Origin of the sequence: Chryseobacterium paridis (assembly GCF_016595215.1) — a bacterium.
Classification (GTDB): Bacteria; Bacteroidota; Bacteroidia; order Flavobacteriales; family Weeksellaceae; genus Chryseobacterium; species Chryseobacterium paridis.
Genome location: NZ_JAENHK010000001.1, coordinates 782,987 through 797,574, shown reverse-complemented (window position 1 = coordinate 797,574; position 14,588 = coordinate 782,987). Strand labels below are relative to the sequence as shown.

Annotated in this window: 14 protein-coding genes; 11 read left to right on the top strand and 3 right to left on the bottom strand. The window is 35.7% G+C overall.

Annotated features, from left to right (window positions below; all coding sequences use genetic code 11):
* Positions 1 to 40: 40 nt before the first annotated feature.
* From JHL15_RS03730 to JHL15_RS03720, 3 genes are read right to left on the bottom strand one after another with little or no spacing between them, the layout of a single operon-like run.
* Positions 41 to 490, bottom strand: a complete 450-nt coding sequence (locus JHL15_RS03730; RefSeq protein WP_200242959.1) for a GNAT family N-acetyltransferase — start codon at positions 488 to 490, stop codon at positions 41 to 43.
* The gene (yihA, locus tag JHL15_RS03725) at positions 483 to 1,106 is read right to left on the bottom strand and encodes a ribosome biogenesis GTP-binding protein YihA/YsxC (RefSeq protein ID WP_200242957.1); all 624 of its coding nucleotides are present in this window, start codon (positions 1,104 to 1,106) and stop codon (positions 483 to 485) included. Before yihA ends, JHL15_RS03730 begins: the two co-directional genes overlap by 8 nt.
* A 59-nt stretch (positions 1,107 to 1,165) precedes the next feature.
* Positions 1,166 to 1,927, bottom strand: coding sequence for an alpha/beta fold hydrolase (locus JHL15_RS03720; RefSeq protein WP_200242955.1), 762 nt, complete (start codon positions 1,925 to 1,927; stop codon positions 1,166 to 1,168).
* A 272-nt stretch (positions 1,928 to 2,199) separates the two neighbouring features.
* Between JHL15_RS03720 and mraZ the strand changes: the two genes are divergently transcribed.
* The 11 genes from mraZ to murC all read left to right on the top strand — a co-directional run bounded on the left by mraZ (position 2,200) and on the right by murC (position 14,534).
* Positions 2,200 to 2,658: a division/cell wall cluster transcriptional repressor MraZ gene (gene mraZ, locus JHL15_RS03715; protein ID WP_200242953.1), complete on the top strand. Its 459-nt coding sequence runs from the start codon at positions 2,200 to 2,202 to the stop codon at positions 2,656 to 2,658.
* Between the two features lie 40 nt (positions 2,659 to 2,698).
* On the top strand, positions 2,699 to 3,592 hold the full coding sequence (gene rsmH / locus JHL15_RS03710; RefSeq protein ID WP_200242951.1) for a 16S rRNA (cytosine(1402)-N(4))-methyltransferase RsmH: 894 nt from the start codon (positions 2,699 to 2,701) through the stop codon (positions 3,590 to 3,592).
* A 72-nt stretch (positions 3,593 to 3,664) separates the two neighbouring features.
* Positions 3,665 to 4,030, top strand: coding sequence for an FtsL-like putative cell division protein (locus JHL15_RS03705; protein ID WP_002981890.1), 366 nt, complete (start codon positions 3,665 to 3,667; stop codon positions 4,028 to 4,030).
* Positions 4,014 to 6,005, top strand: a complete 1,992-nt coding sequence (locus JHL15_RS03700; RefSeq protein WP_200242949.1) for a penicillin-binding transpeptidase domain-containing protein — start codon at positions 4,014 to 4,016, stop codon at positions 6,003 to 6,005. Before JHL15_RS03705 ends, JHL15_RS03700 begins: the two co-directional genes overlap by 17 nt.
* 20 nt (positions 6,006 to 6,025) lie before the next feature.
* On the top strand, positions 6,026 to 7,486 hold the full coding sequence (locus tag JHL15_RS03695; protein ID WP_200242947.1) for a UDP-N-acetylmuramoyl-L-alanyl-D-glutamate--2,6-diaminopimelate ligase: 1,461 nt from the start codon (positions 6,026 to 6,028) through the stop codon (positions 7,484 to 7,486).
* Positions 7,487 to 7,527: 41 nt separating this feature from the next.
* The gene (mraY, locus tag JHL15_RS03690) at positions 7,528 to 8,769 is read left to right on the top strand and encodes a phospho-N-acetylmuramoyl-pentapeptide-transferase (protein ID WP_200242944.1); all 1,242 of its coding nucleotides are present in this window, start codon (positions 7,528 to 7,530) and stop codon (positions 8,767 to 8,769) included.
* An 89-nt stretch (positions 8,770 to 8,858) separates the two neighbouring features.
* Positions 8,859 to 10,184: a UDP-N-acetylmuramoyl-L-alanine--D-glutamate ligase gene (gene murD / locus JHL15_RS03685; protein ID WP_200242941.1), complete on the top strand. Its 1,326-nt coding sequence runs from the start codon at positions 8,859 to 8,861 to the stop codon at positions 10,182 to 10,184.
* A 91-nt stretch (positions 10,185 to 10,275) separates the two neighbouring features.
* A complete protein-coding gene (locus JHL15_RS03680; protein WP_200242938.1) occupies positions 10,276 to 11,517 on the top strand; it encodes an FtsW/RodA/SpoVE family cell cycle protein in 1,242 nt (413 codons plus the stop codon).
* Between the two features lie 47 nt (positions 11,518 to 11,564).
* Positions 11,565 to 12,665 carry an undecaprenyldiphospho-muramoylpentapeptide beta-N-acetylglucosaminyltransferase gene (gene murG / locus JHL15_RS03675; protein ID WP_200242935.1) on the top strand — a complete coding sequence of 367 codons (1,101 nt, stop codon included), beginning with the start codon at positions 11,565 to 11,567 and terminating at the stop codon, positions 12,663 to 12,665.
* Positions 12,666 to 12,680: 15 nt separating this feature from the next.
* The gene (locus JHL15_RS03670; RefSeq protein ID WP_200242931.1) at positions 12,681 to 13,157 is read left to right on the top strand and encodes a hypothetical protein; all 477 of its coding nucleotides are present in this window, start codon (positions 12,681 to 12,683) and stop codon (positions 13,155 to 13,157) included.
* 12 nt (positions 13,158 to 13,169) lie between these two features.
* Positions 13,170 to 14,534: a UDP-N-acetylmuramate--L-alanine ligase gene (murC, locus tag JHL15_RS03665; protein WP_200242928.1), complete on the top strand. Its 1,365-nt coding sequence runs from the start codon at positions 13,170 to 13,172 to the stop codon at positions 14,532 to 14,534.
* Positions 14,535 to 14,588 lie beyond the last annotated feature (54 nt).

The window sequence follows — 14,588 nt, the reverse complement described above, 5'->3', positions numbered from 1 at the left end:
ATATAACCACAAAAAAGGCGAAGATTAATCTTCGCCTTTTTTATTTTCTTATCATTTCCGTATGTGGAATATCATCTTCGAGATATTTATTTCCTGTATCTATAAAACCAAAGTCTGAATAGAACTTAATGAGATAATCCTGCGCAGAAATTTTGATTTCAGAAGTGTGAAAACGATTTTCTATCGTGTCAATAGCATATCGTATCAGCTGTTTCCCTAAGCTTTTCCCTCTTGCCTGCTCTGTTGTCAGTACCCTCCCAAAAGAAGTTTCATCATATTTTACTCCTTTATCAAAGACTCTGCAGTATGCCAGAACCTCTCCGTCTTCTTCCGCCCAAATGTGAATACCCTTTTGATCATTATTATCCAGATCAGGGTATGGGCAGTTTTGTTCAATGACAAAAACATCAATACGGGCTTTCAAAACCTTATACAATTCAGGAACAGTAAATTCCTCAAAAGTTTTAATTTTCCAGATTATATTACTCATCGAAGTTTACGCTATTATTTTTTAAAAATTCATTAGTCTTTTGGATAAAACTCAAAATCTCGTCCCCTCCTTCTTTCTTTTCCGCAGAAGTAACATACAATTCCGGCAGATCCTCCCATGTTTTGTGAAGTTCAGCCTTATAAGCTTCCACATTTTTCACTACAGCATTAGGTTTAAGTTTATCTGCTTTGGTAAATACGATTGAAAAGGGAACGCCGCTTTCTCCACACCATTGGATAAATTCTAAATCTATTTTTTGTGGAGTATGTCTGGAATCTACCAAAACAAAAAGGTTCACCAGGTTTTTTCTGTTGAGAATATAATTCGTGATCAGTTTTTCAAAATCCTTTCTGATCACTTTTGAAACTTTAGCATATCCATAACCAGGTAAATCGGTAAGGTACCAGGTCTCATTAACTAAAAAATGATTAATAAGCTGAGTCTTTCCCGGAGTCTGTGAAGTTTTTGCCAGATCCTTATGATTCATCATCGCATTGATCAATGATGATTTCCCGACATTTGACCTTCCAATAAAAGCATATTCGGGAATATTCGGTTCCGGGCATTCCTGCCACTTTCCGCTACTCTTTACAAATTCTGCAGTTTTAATTACCATTTTTGAATATTTTTTAGAAAAACAAACCATTAAGATAGCTCTTAATGGTTTAAGTTATTTTATACTTTATCTTTTAACCAGCTGTAAAGAATTTCATTGAATTCATCTGGTTTTTCCATCATTGCTGCGTGGCCGCATTTATCAATCCAGAACAAATCCGAATTAGGAATAAATTTATGCATATCCTCCGCTACTTCAGGAGGAGTTACATTATCCTGTTTTCCCCAGATCAGACAGGTTGGTGTCAGGATTTTGGGAAGATCATTCAGCATATTGTGTTTGATGGCACTTCTGGCAAGCATTACCGTTTTAATCCCCTTCATTCTGTCATTTACCACATCAAAAACTTCATCCACCAAATCCTCTGTCGCTACTGCAGGATCATAGAAAACCTCTTCAGTCTTCTTTCTTATATAAAGACGGTCACTCTTTCTTGGAAAGCTGTCACCGAATGTTCTCTCATACAAACCAGAACTTCCGGTCAAAACAAGATTTTTAACAAGATCAGGTCTTGCTAAAGCTAAGATAAGCCCAACATGTCCGCCCATTGAATTCCCCACAATCGTTACCGGTTCGGAAATATGGCTCTCTATAAACTTGATAATATATTTTGCGATGGTAGTAAGATTGGTATTAAGTACCGGCAAATCATAGATTGGCAGTTGAGGCACATACACCTTAAACCTTTTATCCGAAAAAAAATTCACCATCTTATCGAAATTACTCAAACCACCCATTAAACCGTGCAACAGCACCAATGGATGTCCTTCTCCCGCCTCTACAAAAGTATATTTCTTTTCTTTTTTTGTACTAAATATCATAAAACGCCTTAATAAAGCCCTGCAAAAATACAAATTAAACCTCAAAAATATTTTGATATTCCTAATTTAAGATAAAAATAATATAATAAAGGCTTTTTGCTGATCTTTTTTAACATCCTTTTTGTTATGGCCTAAATAACACCAATTCCAATATCCGAAATATCAAGCACTTACCCCCGCAATCTTCAATCTTTGATAAAACTTATTAACATTGAGTCAAAAAGTGGGAAAAAGTGGGAAGTTTTGGAAATAATTATATAAATTTGTCCCAAATGAAGAATTTCATTGGAACATATGAGTGTAAAATAGACGACAAAGGTCGCTTAAAAGTGCCTGCATCGCTGATCAAGCAGATGGAGAACTTTGAAGACAAAGCCTTTGTAGTCAAACGTTCCGTGTTTCAACCTTGTCTGGAAGTCTACCCTATGAAAGCATGGGATAAACTGATGGACAAAATTAATAAACTAAACAGATTCATTAAAAAGAATGCTGATTTCATTAGAATGTTTACAGCAGGTGTAAAAACTGTAGAGTTGGATAATGCAGGAAGATTGCAAATTTCAAAAGATCTCACCCTTTTCGCAAGTCTCCAAAAAGATATTGTGATCACAAGTGCAGGAGAGCTATTTGAAATCTGGGATAAAGATGCTTATGAAAAAGTAATTTCAACCAACGAAACCGATTTTGCGAGTCTGGCTGAGGATGTGATGGGCTCTTTCGATGAAGAATAACTGCGCTAATTAAAAAAAGGCACAAAACACAAATTAAAACATGTATCATAATCCCGTTTTGTTGAAGCAAAGTGTTGATGATTTGGTGACGAATCCAGACGGAACATACGTGGACTGTACTTTTGGTGGTGGGGGCCATTCAAGAGAAATTTTGAGCAGACTTTCCGATAAAGGAAAACTATTCAGTTTTGACCAGGACTTAGATGCTCTTAAAAATAATATTGATGATCCAAGATTTACTTTGATCAATCAGAATTTCAGATTTTTAGAAAACTCTTTACTGATGTATGGAGTTTCTCAGGTTGATGGGGTTTTAGCAGATCTTGGAGTATCCTCTCACCAATTTGATGAGGCTGAAAGAGGATTCTCTACAAGAAGTGACGCTCCTTTGGATATGAGAATGAATGTCATGCAAAGCCTTGATGCTAAAAGGGTGATCAATGATTATGAAGAGGAGCAGCTGGCCGATATTTTTTACTATTACGGTGAATTAAGAGAAGCCAGAAAATTAGCCAGAGATATCGTTCATCACAGAAAAAGCAAAATCATCAATACAACGGAAGATCTGAAAAAATTGTTCAGTTATCTACCACCGCATAAGGTTAATAAATTTTATGCACAGCTTTTTCAGGCGATCAGAATCGAAGTAAATCAAGAGCTTGAGGTTTTGAAAGAAATGCTTGTTCAGGCTTACCAGGTTTTAAAACCTGAAGGAAGATTGGTTGTGATTTCCTACCACTCTCTAGAGGATCGTCTGGTTAAAAGATTCCTGAAGAACGGAATGTTTGAAGGAGAACCCACCAGAGACATTTATGGAAATTATAAAAAGGCATTTGAACTGCTTAAGAGCAAAGCAATTATTCCTGACGACAAGGAAATTGAAGAAAACTCAAGAGCGCGAAGTGCAAAGATGAGAACAGGAATAAAAGTATAAATGATAAAACATTATTGATAAATGAGATCGACTCATCAATCATAATTTATCAATAATCAATTATAATAAGGTTTGGCTAAAAGAACAACAAATCGCCCACAGAAGAGATTAACTTTTATAGATATTATAAAAGGAAATTTTCTTAACCGTGATGAGATAAAAATACATTACAAGTATTTTTTATTGCTATTTGTTCTCATGATGGCCATGATCTACACCAATCACTTAGTGAATAAGAAGATCAAAATTGTAAATGCTTTAAAAGAAGAAACAGAAGAATATAAGTCCCGAAATGCATACGCACAAAGCAAACTGATCAAAGTAAAAATGGAATCAGAGCTGGGAAAAGAAGTGGCACGGGATTCTTTAATGACATTAGAAAACCACCCTCATAAACTGCTAATAAAATTAGATAGTACAGATGCAAAAGCAAAATGAATACGACAACAAACGTAAAAAAACGTTAAGGTGGGGCTACCTCTTCGCAGTGGTAGCTTTGTCCGTGTTTGTACTTTTTTTAGCAAGGATCGTCATTCTACAAAACACTAATGTTCAAGAAATTAAGGACGATTACATCAATAAAAATTATCGCGAAGCCACTTTAAAGGCTGCCCGTGGAAACTTATTTGCTTCAGATGGTTCTATTCTGGCTACTACCGTAATGCGTTATGACATCTATCTTGATTTCAAAACAATGAAAGACACGATCTACAGCAACAATATTGGAGCTTTAACGGATTCTTTAAGCAAGATGTTTGGAAAACCAAGAAGTGAATTCAGACAAAAATTTGACGAGCAGAAAAAAAAGAAGAATCAATACTATACTTTAGCAAGAGGACTTGATTTTGATGAATACGATAGAATCCGAAACTTCCCGATCTTCAAAAAAGGGAAAAATAAAGGAGGATTTATCGTAGACAGAAACTATAAAAGAGAGCTAGCCACTTCTGAAATTGGTGCAGGTACCATCGGAATGGATAACAGCGAATACAAATCCGGATTGGAAGGCGCATTCTCAAAATATCTAACAGGAACAGACGGTAAAAGACTGGAACAGAGGATCAACTCTTCACAATGGAAACCTATCGACTTCTGGAAAGTACAGGAACCTGTGGACGGAGAGGATGTATACACCACCTTAGACCTTAGAATTCAAGACATTGCACACTCTGCTTTAGAGAAGCAATTAATCAATTTTGAAGCAAAACATGGTACTGTGATTGTCATGGAAGTAGCAACCGGAAAGGTTCGTGCAATGGTTAATCTACGAAGAACAGATTCCGGAGATTATGAAGATGCCTACAATTATGCTATAAAAGATAATATAGAGCCAGGTTCAACTTTCAAAACGATCTCGCTTTTAGCAGCAATGGATGATGGTTTTATTGATGACAATACGACTGTAAATGTTGGGAACGGAGTCTGGACCTATGCTAAACAAAGAATCTCAGACGGCCACGGCGGCGGAACCTATGATATCAGTGATGTATTGGCAAAATCGAGTAACGTAGGAACAGCAAAACTGATTACAAAATATTATGCTGATAAGCCTCAGATATTTCTGGATCACCTAAAACGCTGGAAATTATTTGATAAAATGGACATCGAACTTCCGGGGATCACAAGACCTAAGATCGTAACTCCACAAAACAAAAGATGGAATGCAGCAACGCTCGCTTCTATTTCTTTTGGATATTCTTCGAACATCAACTTATTACAATTAGCAACTTTCTACAATGGAGTTGCTAATAATGGTAAAATGCTTAAGCCTTTATTCATCGACAAAATCATGAAAGATGGAAAAGTGATGTATAATGCTAAACCGGAGGTAATGGTTAATAAAATGGCTTCAGAAAAAGCCATAAAAATGATGACCAATGCTCTAACCAAAGCTGTAGAGAAAGGAACCGGTAAAAGTATTTTCACGCCAAACCTCAGGATGGCAGGAAAAACCGGAACTGCAAGATTTGAATATTGGCTTCCTGGCCCGATGAAATACCGTGCATCTTTTGCAGGCTTTTATCCGGCAGATAATCCTAAATATACTTGCTATGTAATGGTCAGTGAGCCAAATACGGCAAAAGGGTTTTATGGAGCTACTGTATCAGCCCCTGTTTTTAAAGAAATTGCTGGAAAGACATTCTTAAAAACACCTCAAAACATTGAAAAAGAAATGCTTGTTGACAAAAAGGTAAACCTCAATAAAATGGTGGAACCGAATGTTAAAATAGCAGTAAATGATAAGCAAATGCCTAATGTGGTAGGATTAATTGGTAAAAATGTAATCCCACAATTGGAAAATTTAGGATACCGTGTAGACTATAAAGGAGTAGGAAGAATAAAAGAACAATTTCCTTTAGAGGGTACAAGTATCAGTAAGAACCAGAGAATATATTTATCTCTACAGAATTAAAAATAATAAGCATCAAAGAAATGCAATTAATTGAATTATTAAATAGAATCCCAACTCTAGACATTCACGGTGACAATACCCGTGAGGTTTCCGAATTGGTTTTCGACAGCAGAAAGGTTACGGAAAACTCACTTTATATCGCAGTGAGAGGAACGGTTGCAGATGGGCATTCATATATTGCATCTTCTATTGAAAAAGGAGCAACGACCATTGTTTGTGAGGAGCTTCCAGAACATTTAGAAGAAAATATCACTTACGTTAAAGTAAAAGATTCTTCTAAAACTTTAGGACATCTAGCTTCCAATTTTTATGGTAATCCTTCACAAAAGCTGAAGCTTATTGGTGTTACAGGAACAAATGGAAAGACATCTGTTTCCACACTGCTATTTGATGTTTTTAAAAATTTAGGATTTGACTCTGCATTGCTTTCAACAGTAGAGATCAGAATTGGTAATGAAATAATTCCGGCAACACATACCACTCCGGATGTGATTACGATAAATCAGATTCTGGCTAAAGCAGTTGATGCAGGATGTGAATTTGCCTTCATGGAAGTAAGCTCTCATGGAATCTCCCAAAACAGAATTGAGGGGCTGCATTTCAAAATAGCAGGATTTACGAATCTTACGCATGATCATTTAGATTATCATAAAACATTTGATGAATATCTGAAAACGAAGAAAAGATTCTTTGACGAATTACAAGATACCGCTATTGCAATCACCAATGTTGATGATAAAAATGGGAATGTGATGCTTCAAAACACAAAGGCTACTAAAAGGTCTTATGCTTTGAAAACAATGGCTGATTATCACGGAAAAGCTTTAGAAATTGATTTCAATGGAATGTTATTGAACTTCAATGGAAAAGAATTCTGGACTACTTTGACAGGGAAATTTAATGTATATAATCTGTTGCTTGTTTTTGGGATTGCTTCTGAGCTTGGATTTGAGCAAAGTGAAATCCTTCAGGCTATCAGTATTTTGAAAAGAGTTTCCGGAAGATTTGAAACCTTTAAATCCGATGGCGGAATCTTCTTTATCGTGGATTACGCTCATACTCCGGATGCATTGGAAAATATTCTTGATAGCATTAATGACATCAGGACAAAAAATGAAAGGCTGATTACCGTCTTCGGTTGTGGAGGCGATAGAGACCATTCTAAAAGACCAGAAATGGGAAATATTGCGACAAAGAAATCCACGTTAGCGATTATCACTTCAGATAATCCAAGAACCGAAGATCCGGCAATTATTATAAAAGAGATTGAAGCAGGCGTTGAACCTCAAAACTTCAGCAAATACACTTCAATTCCAGATAGAAAAGAGGCCATAAAAATGGCGATCAAGTTTGCAGAACCGAAAGATATTGTTCTGGTAGCCGGAAAGGGCCACGAAAACTATCAAGAGATTAATGGTGTAAAACATCATTTTGACGACAAGGAAGTAATTAATGAGCTTTGGAAATTAATGAGCAAGTAATTTATCAATCACCACTTATCATTTATTAACAATAAGAAATTATGCTATACTATCTATACGAATACTTAACGAACCACGGAATTCACATCCCGGGACTTGGAATGTTAAAATACATTTCATTTCGTGCCGGAATGGCAGTTCTGTTGTCCTTAACAATTGCTCTTATTTACGGAAAAAGGATCATTAACTACCTAAGAGCTAAACAGATGGGCGAATTGGTTCGTGATTTGGGACTTGACGGGCAAAAGCAAAAAGAAGGAACTCCTACCATGGGAGGTCTTATTATCATCCTTGCGACCCTGATTCCCGTATTGCTTTTAACCAGAATAACCAATGTATACATTGTCCTTTTGACAATTTCTGTTTTATGGATGGGAGCCATCGGATTTGTAGATGATTATTTAAAGAAAGTTAAGAAAAATAAAGACGGATTAAGTGGCAAATTTAAAATTGTAGGCCAGGTTGGTTTAGGGCTAATTGTCGGAGTTACAATGTATTTCCATCCAGACATTACCGTAAAGAGAAAATATGCAGATGCAAAAGTGGTGAACAGAAACAATGTAGAGCAGAATTTTATGCCTACCGAAAAAATCACTGTTTCAACCGTTCCCTTTGCCAAGAATAATGAATTTGATTATAGTGGAATGCTATTCTGGATGAATGATAAAGATGCTCATGAATGGGCATGGATCGTTTTCATTCCGATTGTTATTTTCATTGTAACGGCAGTTTCCAATGGAGCTAATATTACAGATGGAATTGACGGACTCGCTGCAGGGACTAGTACTGTCATACTGTTAGCACTGGCGTTTTTCACCTACGTTTCCGGGAACATCATTTTTGCGGATTACCTCAACATTATGTTCCTCCCCAATATGGGTGAAACCACCATTTTTGTCGTCGCCATGGTCGGTGCAGTAATTGGTTTCTTCTGGTACAATACTTACCCTGCACAGGTTTTCATGGGTGACACCGGAAGCTTAATGTTAGGTGGAGTAATTGCAGTGTTGGCCATTATTTTAAGAAAAGAATTAATGATTCCTGTTTTATGTGGAATCTTTTTAATAGAAAACATGTCTGTTATGCTACAGGTTGTTGTTTTCAAATACAGAAAAAGAAAATATGGGTTGGAATATGCCCAAAATAATAGATTATTTAAAATGTCTCCATTACATCACCATTATCAAAAAGACGGTTTCCACGAAAGCAAAATCGTTAACAGAATGATTATCATCGGTGTAATGTTGGCTATAGTATGTCTGATCACATTAAAAATGAGATAAAACTTTGTAAAAAGTAAAATGTATTAACGTACAATGATTTTAAAATAAATGAATACAATGTACTTTAATACATAAATACAAAAAAGAATATGAAAATAGTTGTTTTAGGAGGTGGAGAAAGTGGCTGTGGCGCTGCTTATTTGGCTAAAAAGAAAGGTTTGGAAGTATTTCTTTCAGACAAGGGAGCTATTAAAGATAACTATAAGCAGTTTCTTACTGAAAACAACATTGAGTTCGAAGAAGGAAATCACGATGAAGAAAGAATTTTAAATGCAGACTGGATCGTAAAAAGCCCTGGAATTCCCAAAAAAGCAGATATTATTTATAAAATACATCTGAAAGGAATCCGACTTTCATCTGAGATAGAATTTGCATCAGAGTTTACCAATGCTAAAATCATTGCGATCACTGGAAGCAACGGAAAAACAACAACCACTTCATTGATCTACTACATCCTGAAAAATGATGGATTGAAAGTAGGTTTAGGAGGAAACATAGGATACAGCTTTGCCAAGCAGGTTGCAGATGAAAACCATGAATATTATGTATTGGAGGTAAGCTCTTTCCAACTGGATGATATTCAGAATTTCAGACCTTATATTTCTCTGTTATTGAACTTATCTCAGGATCATCTGGATCAGTACAATTATAATTATGAAGAATATGCCCTGGCAAAATTCAGAATAGCTGAAAATCAGGAAAACGACAATTTCTTCATCTACAATAAAGATGATGAGATGAGTAAGAATATTCTTGAGAAACTGGAAATAAAAGCAAAAATGATCCCTTTTTCAACAAAAGAAAAATTGTCTGAGGGAGGGTTTATAGATAACGACAGTATTGTGGTAAAATTAAAGGATGCGTTCTCAATGAAAATTGATGAACTTTCTTTATTAGGAAATCATAACGTCGCGAATAGCCTGGCTGCTTCAATCGCAAGTAAAATATTGAATGTCAACAATGAAAGTATTAGAAATTCATTAATGACATTTCAGGCAGTAGAACACAGATTGGAATTTGTTTCTGAAATTGATGGAGTAAAATACATCAACGATAGCAAAGCAACGAATGTGAATGCGACCTATTATGCATTAGAAAGCATGAAAACACCAACCGTTTGGATCGTTGGCGGACAGGATAAAGGAAATGATTACAGAGAGATTGAAGATCTTGTAAAAAGAAAAGTAAAAGCGATTGTTTGCTTAGGAATTGATAATCAAAAAATTATCAACTTCTTTAAAGACAAAAAAGAGTTTATATATGACACTTCAAGCATGGAAGAAGCCGTAAAAGTATCAAAATCAATTGCCAAAAACGGAGATACAGTTTTACTATCTCCTTGCTGTGCAAGTTTTGATCTCTTCAAAAGCTATGAAGACAGAGGAAGACAATTTAAAGAACAAGTATTAAAATAATTGTATCCATGCAAAATGTACCAAAGTATTAATGATCTCAACGGTCAAAATACATGAATACATTTTACATCAATACATGAATACATAACGTATGAACGAACAGGACACAGAAGAAAGCAGATTTGAATTTCTAAAGGGAGATAAAGTACTTTGGATGGTCATTCTTGTGATCTCTATTTTCTCTATTTTCCCTGTTTATTCAGCAAGTTCAAATTTGGAATATATCGTAAATAACGGAACCACCACGGGTCACGTTATCAAACATATGTTCTTTGTGGTATTAGGATTAGGAATCATGAGATTGGTAGGAACCGTAAAATATGAATACATAGGAAAACTCAGCAGCATCTTGCTGGGATTGATGATTATTTTATTGGTTGTTACCATGTTCACAGGACAAACCATTGATGGGGCAAGTGCTTCAAGATGGTTAAAAATCCCGGGAACTCCGATCTCTTTTCAGCCCTCATCATTTGCTTTCCTTATGCTGATTATTTATTTGTGCAGGTATTTAACAAAAAAAATAACGAGAGAAAGACTTCCGATAGAGAACATTATGTACATCTTCGGACCGATCCTTCTGGTTTTCGTATTAGTAGCAAAAGATAACGGATCCACTGCCCTAATGATATTAATGGTATCTGTTATTGTATTGGTGATTGGACAGCTTCACTGGAAATATATTGCAGGCTTTATTTCTGCATCCTTTGTAGCTATTGTGCTGTTTTTACTGATCGCTTTAAACACCAACTTAATCGGTGGAAACCGTGTTCACACATGGATGAGCCGTGTAGAAACATTTACATCCAGTAAAGCAAAATCAGCTGATGTAGATGATGAAAGTGTAAAAGCCAAAAACTATCAGGTTATGCAGGCTAAAGCAGCCATTGTGCATGGAGGAATTACAGGAATGGGGCCAGGAAAAAGTGCTTTAAAGCAAATGCTTCCACAGTCTGCTTCCGACTTTATATTTGCTGTAATTGTTGAGGAATATGGTGTGATTGGAGCCGCATTTTTGATCAGTATGTATTTGATTATGGTCATCAGGATCGTGATGATTGCCAGTAAAATGCCCGCATTTTTTGGGTCCTTACTCGTCCTCAGTCTTGGTGTGATGATCTTCATTCAGCTATCGGTAAATATTGCCGTAGCCATCAATCTGATCCCGGTAACAGGACAGCCTTTGCCATTAATTAGTTATGGAGGAACATCCATGCTGGTTACTTATTTGCAGTTAGGAATTATTTTAAATATAAGCTCAAGGATACAGATTTATGATGAAGAAGGAATGGGCAAAAAACAGAGTATTGCTGAAATAAATGATATCGCTTAGGTCATTACCCGAAGCGGAATGAAAAAGCAATTTCAAAATTAAAAAAGATGAACAAGAAACTAAAAGTACTATTATCTGGAGGTGGAACAGGAGGACATATCTTCCCGGCTATCGCTATTGCAGATGAAATCAGAAAAAGGTTTCCGGATACAGAATTCTTGTTTATTGGTGCCAACGGTAAAATGGAAATGGAAAAAGTTCCTCAGGCTGGTTACAATATTGAAGGAATTGATATTGCCGGAATCGACCGTGGCAACATGCTATCCAATTTGGGATTGCCTTTCAAAATTTTAAAAAGCTTATCCAGATCCAAAAAGATCATTAAGCGGTTCGCTCCTGATTTCGCAATCGGAACAGGGGGTTTTGCAAGTGGACCGGCTCTTTATGAAGCCAGCAAACTGGGAGTTCCCATTTTCATTCAGGAGCAAAATGCACATGCCGGAGTAACGAATAAAATTTTAAGTAAAAAAGCAAAAGCTGTTTTTACAGCCTACCCAAAAGTAGAAGGCTTCCCTACTGAAAAGATCAAATTTCTAGGCAATCCTATCCGTGAAAATATTATTTCAGGAATGGAAGAGACTTCTCAGGCAAAGGAAAAGATGGGGTTAGACAACAAAAAGCTGACGATCCTTTCTGTAGGAGGATCTTTAGGCTCCAGGACTCTAAATAATGCATGGAGATCACATTTTGATGAAATTGTAAATAAAGATTATCAGCTCATCTGGCAAACCGGAAAGCTTGATTATAAAGATATTATTGAAGAAACAAAAGACAAAACAAGTTCCAATATCCAGATTCTTGAATTTATAAAAGATATGGAAAAGGCTTATTCTGCGGCAGATATCATTGTTTCAAGAGCAGGAGCTATTGCTATTTCAGAACTGGCTGTAGCACAAAAACCTGTTTTATTGATTCCATTTCCGTTTGCGGCAGAGGATCACCAGACAAAAAATGCATTGAACCTTGTTGAAAAGAATGCAGCACGAATGGTAAAGGATTCTGAAATGCAGGAAAAGTTCTGGAACACGCTTATGGAGATTTGTGACAACGAAGCCCTGAGAAAAGAAATGTCTGAAAGTTTAGAATATTTTGCTAAACCAAATGCAGCCAAGGAAATTGTGGATGAAATTTTTATAAAACTACAATAACCAACACCAAAAAGTATGAAAACTAAATTACTAACAGTATTGCTCTTTTGCTTCTTTACCCATTGGGTAACAGCACAGACACTTATAAAGCCTGCTGACTTTAAAATTGCGGCAGTAGGTGCTTTCCTGAAAAGTAAAGGGTATGAAATACTGGAACAGGAGGAGACTTTTATTAAAATAGGAAATAAAGACAAAGCCACCCTATTTATGGATGTGGACTCAGGTAAAAAGTTTATCAATCTTAATGTAAATATCCTTTTAAATAAAGGAGTAAGCCAGGATAAGATTGATAGTTTATTAGCTGAAATTAATAAGCTTGCAATGATAAAGGCAGAATATCTGCCCACTCAAAATTCAATTGGTTTCAAATACTATTTCTGGATAACCAACGGATTTACGAATGAAACTTTAGAAGATGCAGTAATGGAGTTCTTTTTGTATCAGGGAGATGCTTATGGGCTTGATAAAGAAAAGATTTTCAATTATCAATAATTAAAATAGAAGATGAAATTATTAGAAACATATCAGACTTTTTACTTCGTGGGAATCGGAGGCATCGGCATGAGTGCCCTGGCTCGTTATTTTAATGCCTCAGGTAAAAAAGTTTTAGGTTATGATAAAACCAATACCAAACTTACTCAACAATTGATAAGCGAGGGAATTGATATTGTTTTTGAAGATTTGATCGATGAAAAAGTGACCTCTCTTCAAAAAGAGAATACACTGATAATTTATACGCCAGCCATCAAAATATTGGGAATTTTAGATTATTTTAATCAAAATGATTTTAAAGTTTTAAAGCGTGCAAAAGTTCTGGGGTTAATTACTGAAAATACAAATTGTATCGCAGTAGCAGGAACTCATGGTAAAACCACAACCTCAACTTTGGTATCTCATCTATGCAAAGAAGCCGATTTACCATTTTCATGCTTTTTAGGAGGGATCTCTGAAAACTTTAAATCCAATTTCCTATACAATGGTTCGGAATATTCGGTGGTTGAGGCTGATGAATATGACAGAAGTTTTTTAAACCTTTCTCCGGATTGGGCAGTAATAACTTCTACAGATGCAGATCATTTGGATATTTATGGAGATAAAAGCCATATAGAAGAAGGATTCCGCCAATTTGCAGCATTAGTTCCTGAAGATAAAAAGCTTTTTGTTAGAAAAGGCATTGAGATCGGAAGAGATCATAAAACCTATGCTGTAAATGAAAAAGCAGATTATTATTCCGACAATCTTCGTATGGATTATGATAAGATCTATTTCGATTTTCATACTCCGACTGAAACGATAAAAGATTTTGTCTGGGAAATTCCGGGAATCCATAATGTAGAAAATGCAACAGTTGCTTTAGCTATTCTTCACAATTTAGGAGTAGATTTTGAAACATTGAAAAAAGCCATTGCCAATTTCAAAGGTATCAAGAGAAGGTATACAAAGCATATTTATAAAAACGGTAAAAGGTATATTGATGATTATGCCCACCACCCTACAGAGATCAATGCTGTGGTTGGATCCATCAAAGCTTTCTACCCAGATAAAAAGTTATTAGTCGTATTCCAGCCCCATTTGTTCAGCAGAACAAGAGACTTTGCCGATGGATTTGCTGAAAGCTTAAGCAATGCTGATGAATTGATCTTACTGGATATTTATCCTGCAAGAGAACTACAGGAAAATTTTGCTGGGATTACATCAAAATGGCTGTTGGAAAAAGTAACATTAGATAAAAAAGAAGGATCAACATTGGCAGAAGCTTTTGAAAAAATAAAAGAAAAAGATTTTGATATTCTGCTTACCGTAGGTGCAGGAAATATAGACACCTTGTACGATCCGATTTGTGAATGGTTAAGTTTAAATGATAAATAGTAGTAGTGTATATAACTAATGTACCTCATGATCATCATGAATACATTTTACTTT

What these genes read in the sequence shown, in the direction of transcription:
- rsmH (WP_200242951.1), top strand. Translation starts at nt 2,699, where the DNA reads ATGTATCATAATCCCGTTTTGTTGAAGCAAAGTGTTGATGATTTGGTG.
- JHL15_RS03670 (WP_200242931.1), top strand. Translation starts at nt 12,681, where the DNA reads ATGAAAACTAAATTACTAACAGTATTGCTCTTTTGCTTCTTTACCCAT.
- murD (WP_200242941.1), top strand. Translation starts at nt 8,859, where the DNA reads ATGAAAATAGTTGTTTTAGGAGGTGGAGAAAGTGGCTGTGGCGCTGCT.
- JHL15_RS03695 (WP_200242947.1), top strand. Translation starts at nt 6,026, where the DNA reads ATGCAATTAATTGAATTATTAAATAGAATCCCAACTCTAGACATTCAC.
- JHL15_RS03700 (WP_200242949.1), top strand. Translation starts at nt 4,014, where the DNA reads ATGCAAAAGCAAAATGAATACGACAACAAACGTAAAAAAACGTTAAGG.
- yihA (WP_200242957.1), bottom strand. Translation starts at nt 1,106, where the DNA reads ATGGTAATTAAAACTGCAGAATTTGTAAAGAGTAGCGGAAAGTGGCAG.
- murC (WP_200242928.1), top strand. Translation starts at nt 13,170, where the DNA reads ATGAAATTATTAGAAACATATCAGACTTTTTACTTCGTGGGAATCGGA.
- JHL15_RS03720 (WP_200242955.1), bottom strand. Translation starts at nt 1,927, where the DNA reads ATGATATTTAGTACAAAAAAAGAAAAGAAATATACTTTTGTAGAGGCG.
- mraZ (WP_200242953.1), top strand. Translation starts at nt 2,200, where the DNA reads ATGAAGAATTTCATTGGAACATATGAGTGTAAAATAGACGACAAAGGT.
- JHL15_RS03680 (WP_200242938.1), top strand. Translation starts at nt 10,276, where the DNA reads ATGAACGAACAGGACACAGAAGAAAGCAGATTTGAATTTCTAAAGGGA.
- mraY (WP_200242944.1), top strand. Translation starts at nt 7,528, where the DNA reads ATGCTATACTATCTATACGAATACTTAACGAACCACGGAATTCACATC.
- JHL15_RS03730 (WP_200242959.1), bottom strand. Translation starts at nt 490, where the DNA reads ATGAGTAATATAATCTGGAAAATTAAAACTTTTGAGGAATTTACTGTT.
- murG (WP_200242935.1), top strand. Translation starts at nt 11,565, where the DNA reads ATGAACAAGAAACTAAAAGTACTATTATCTGGAGGTGGAACAGGAGGA.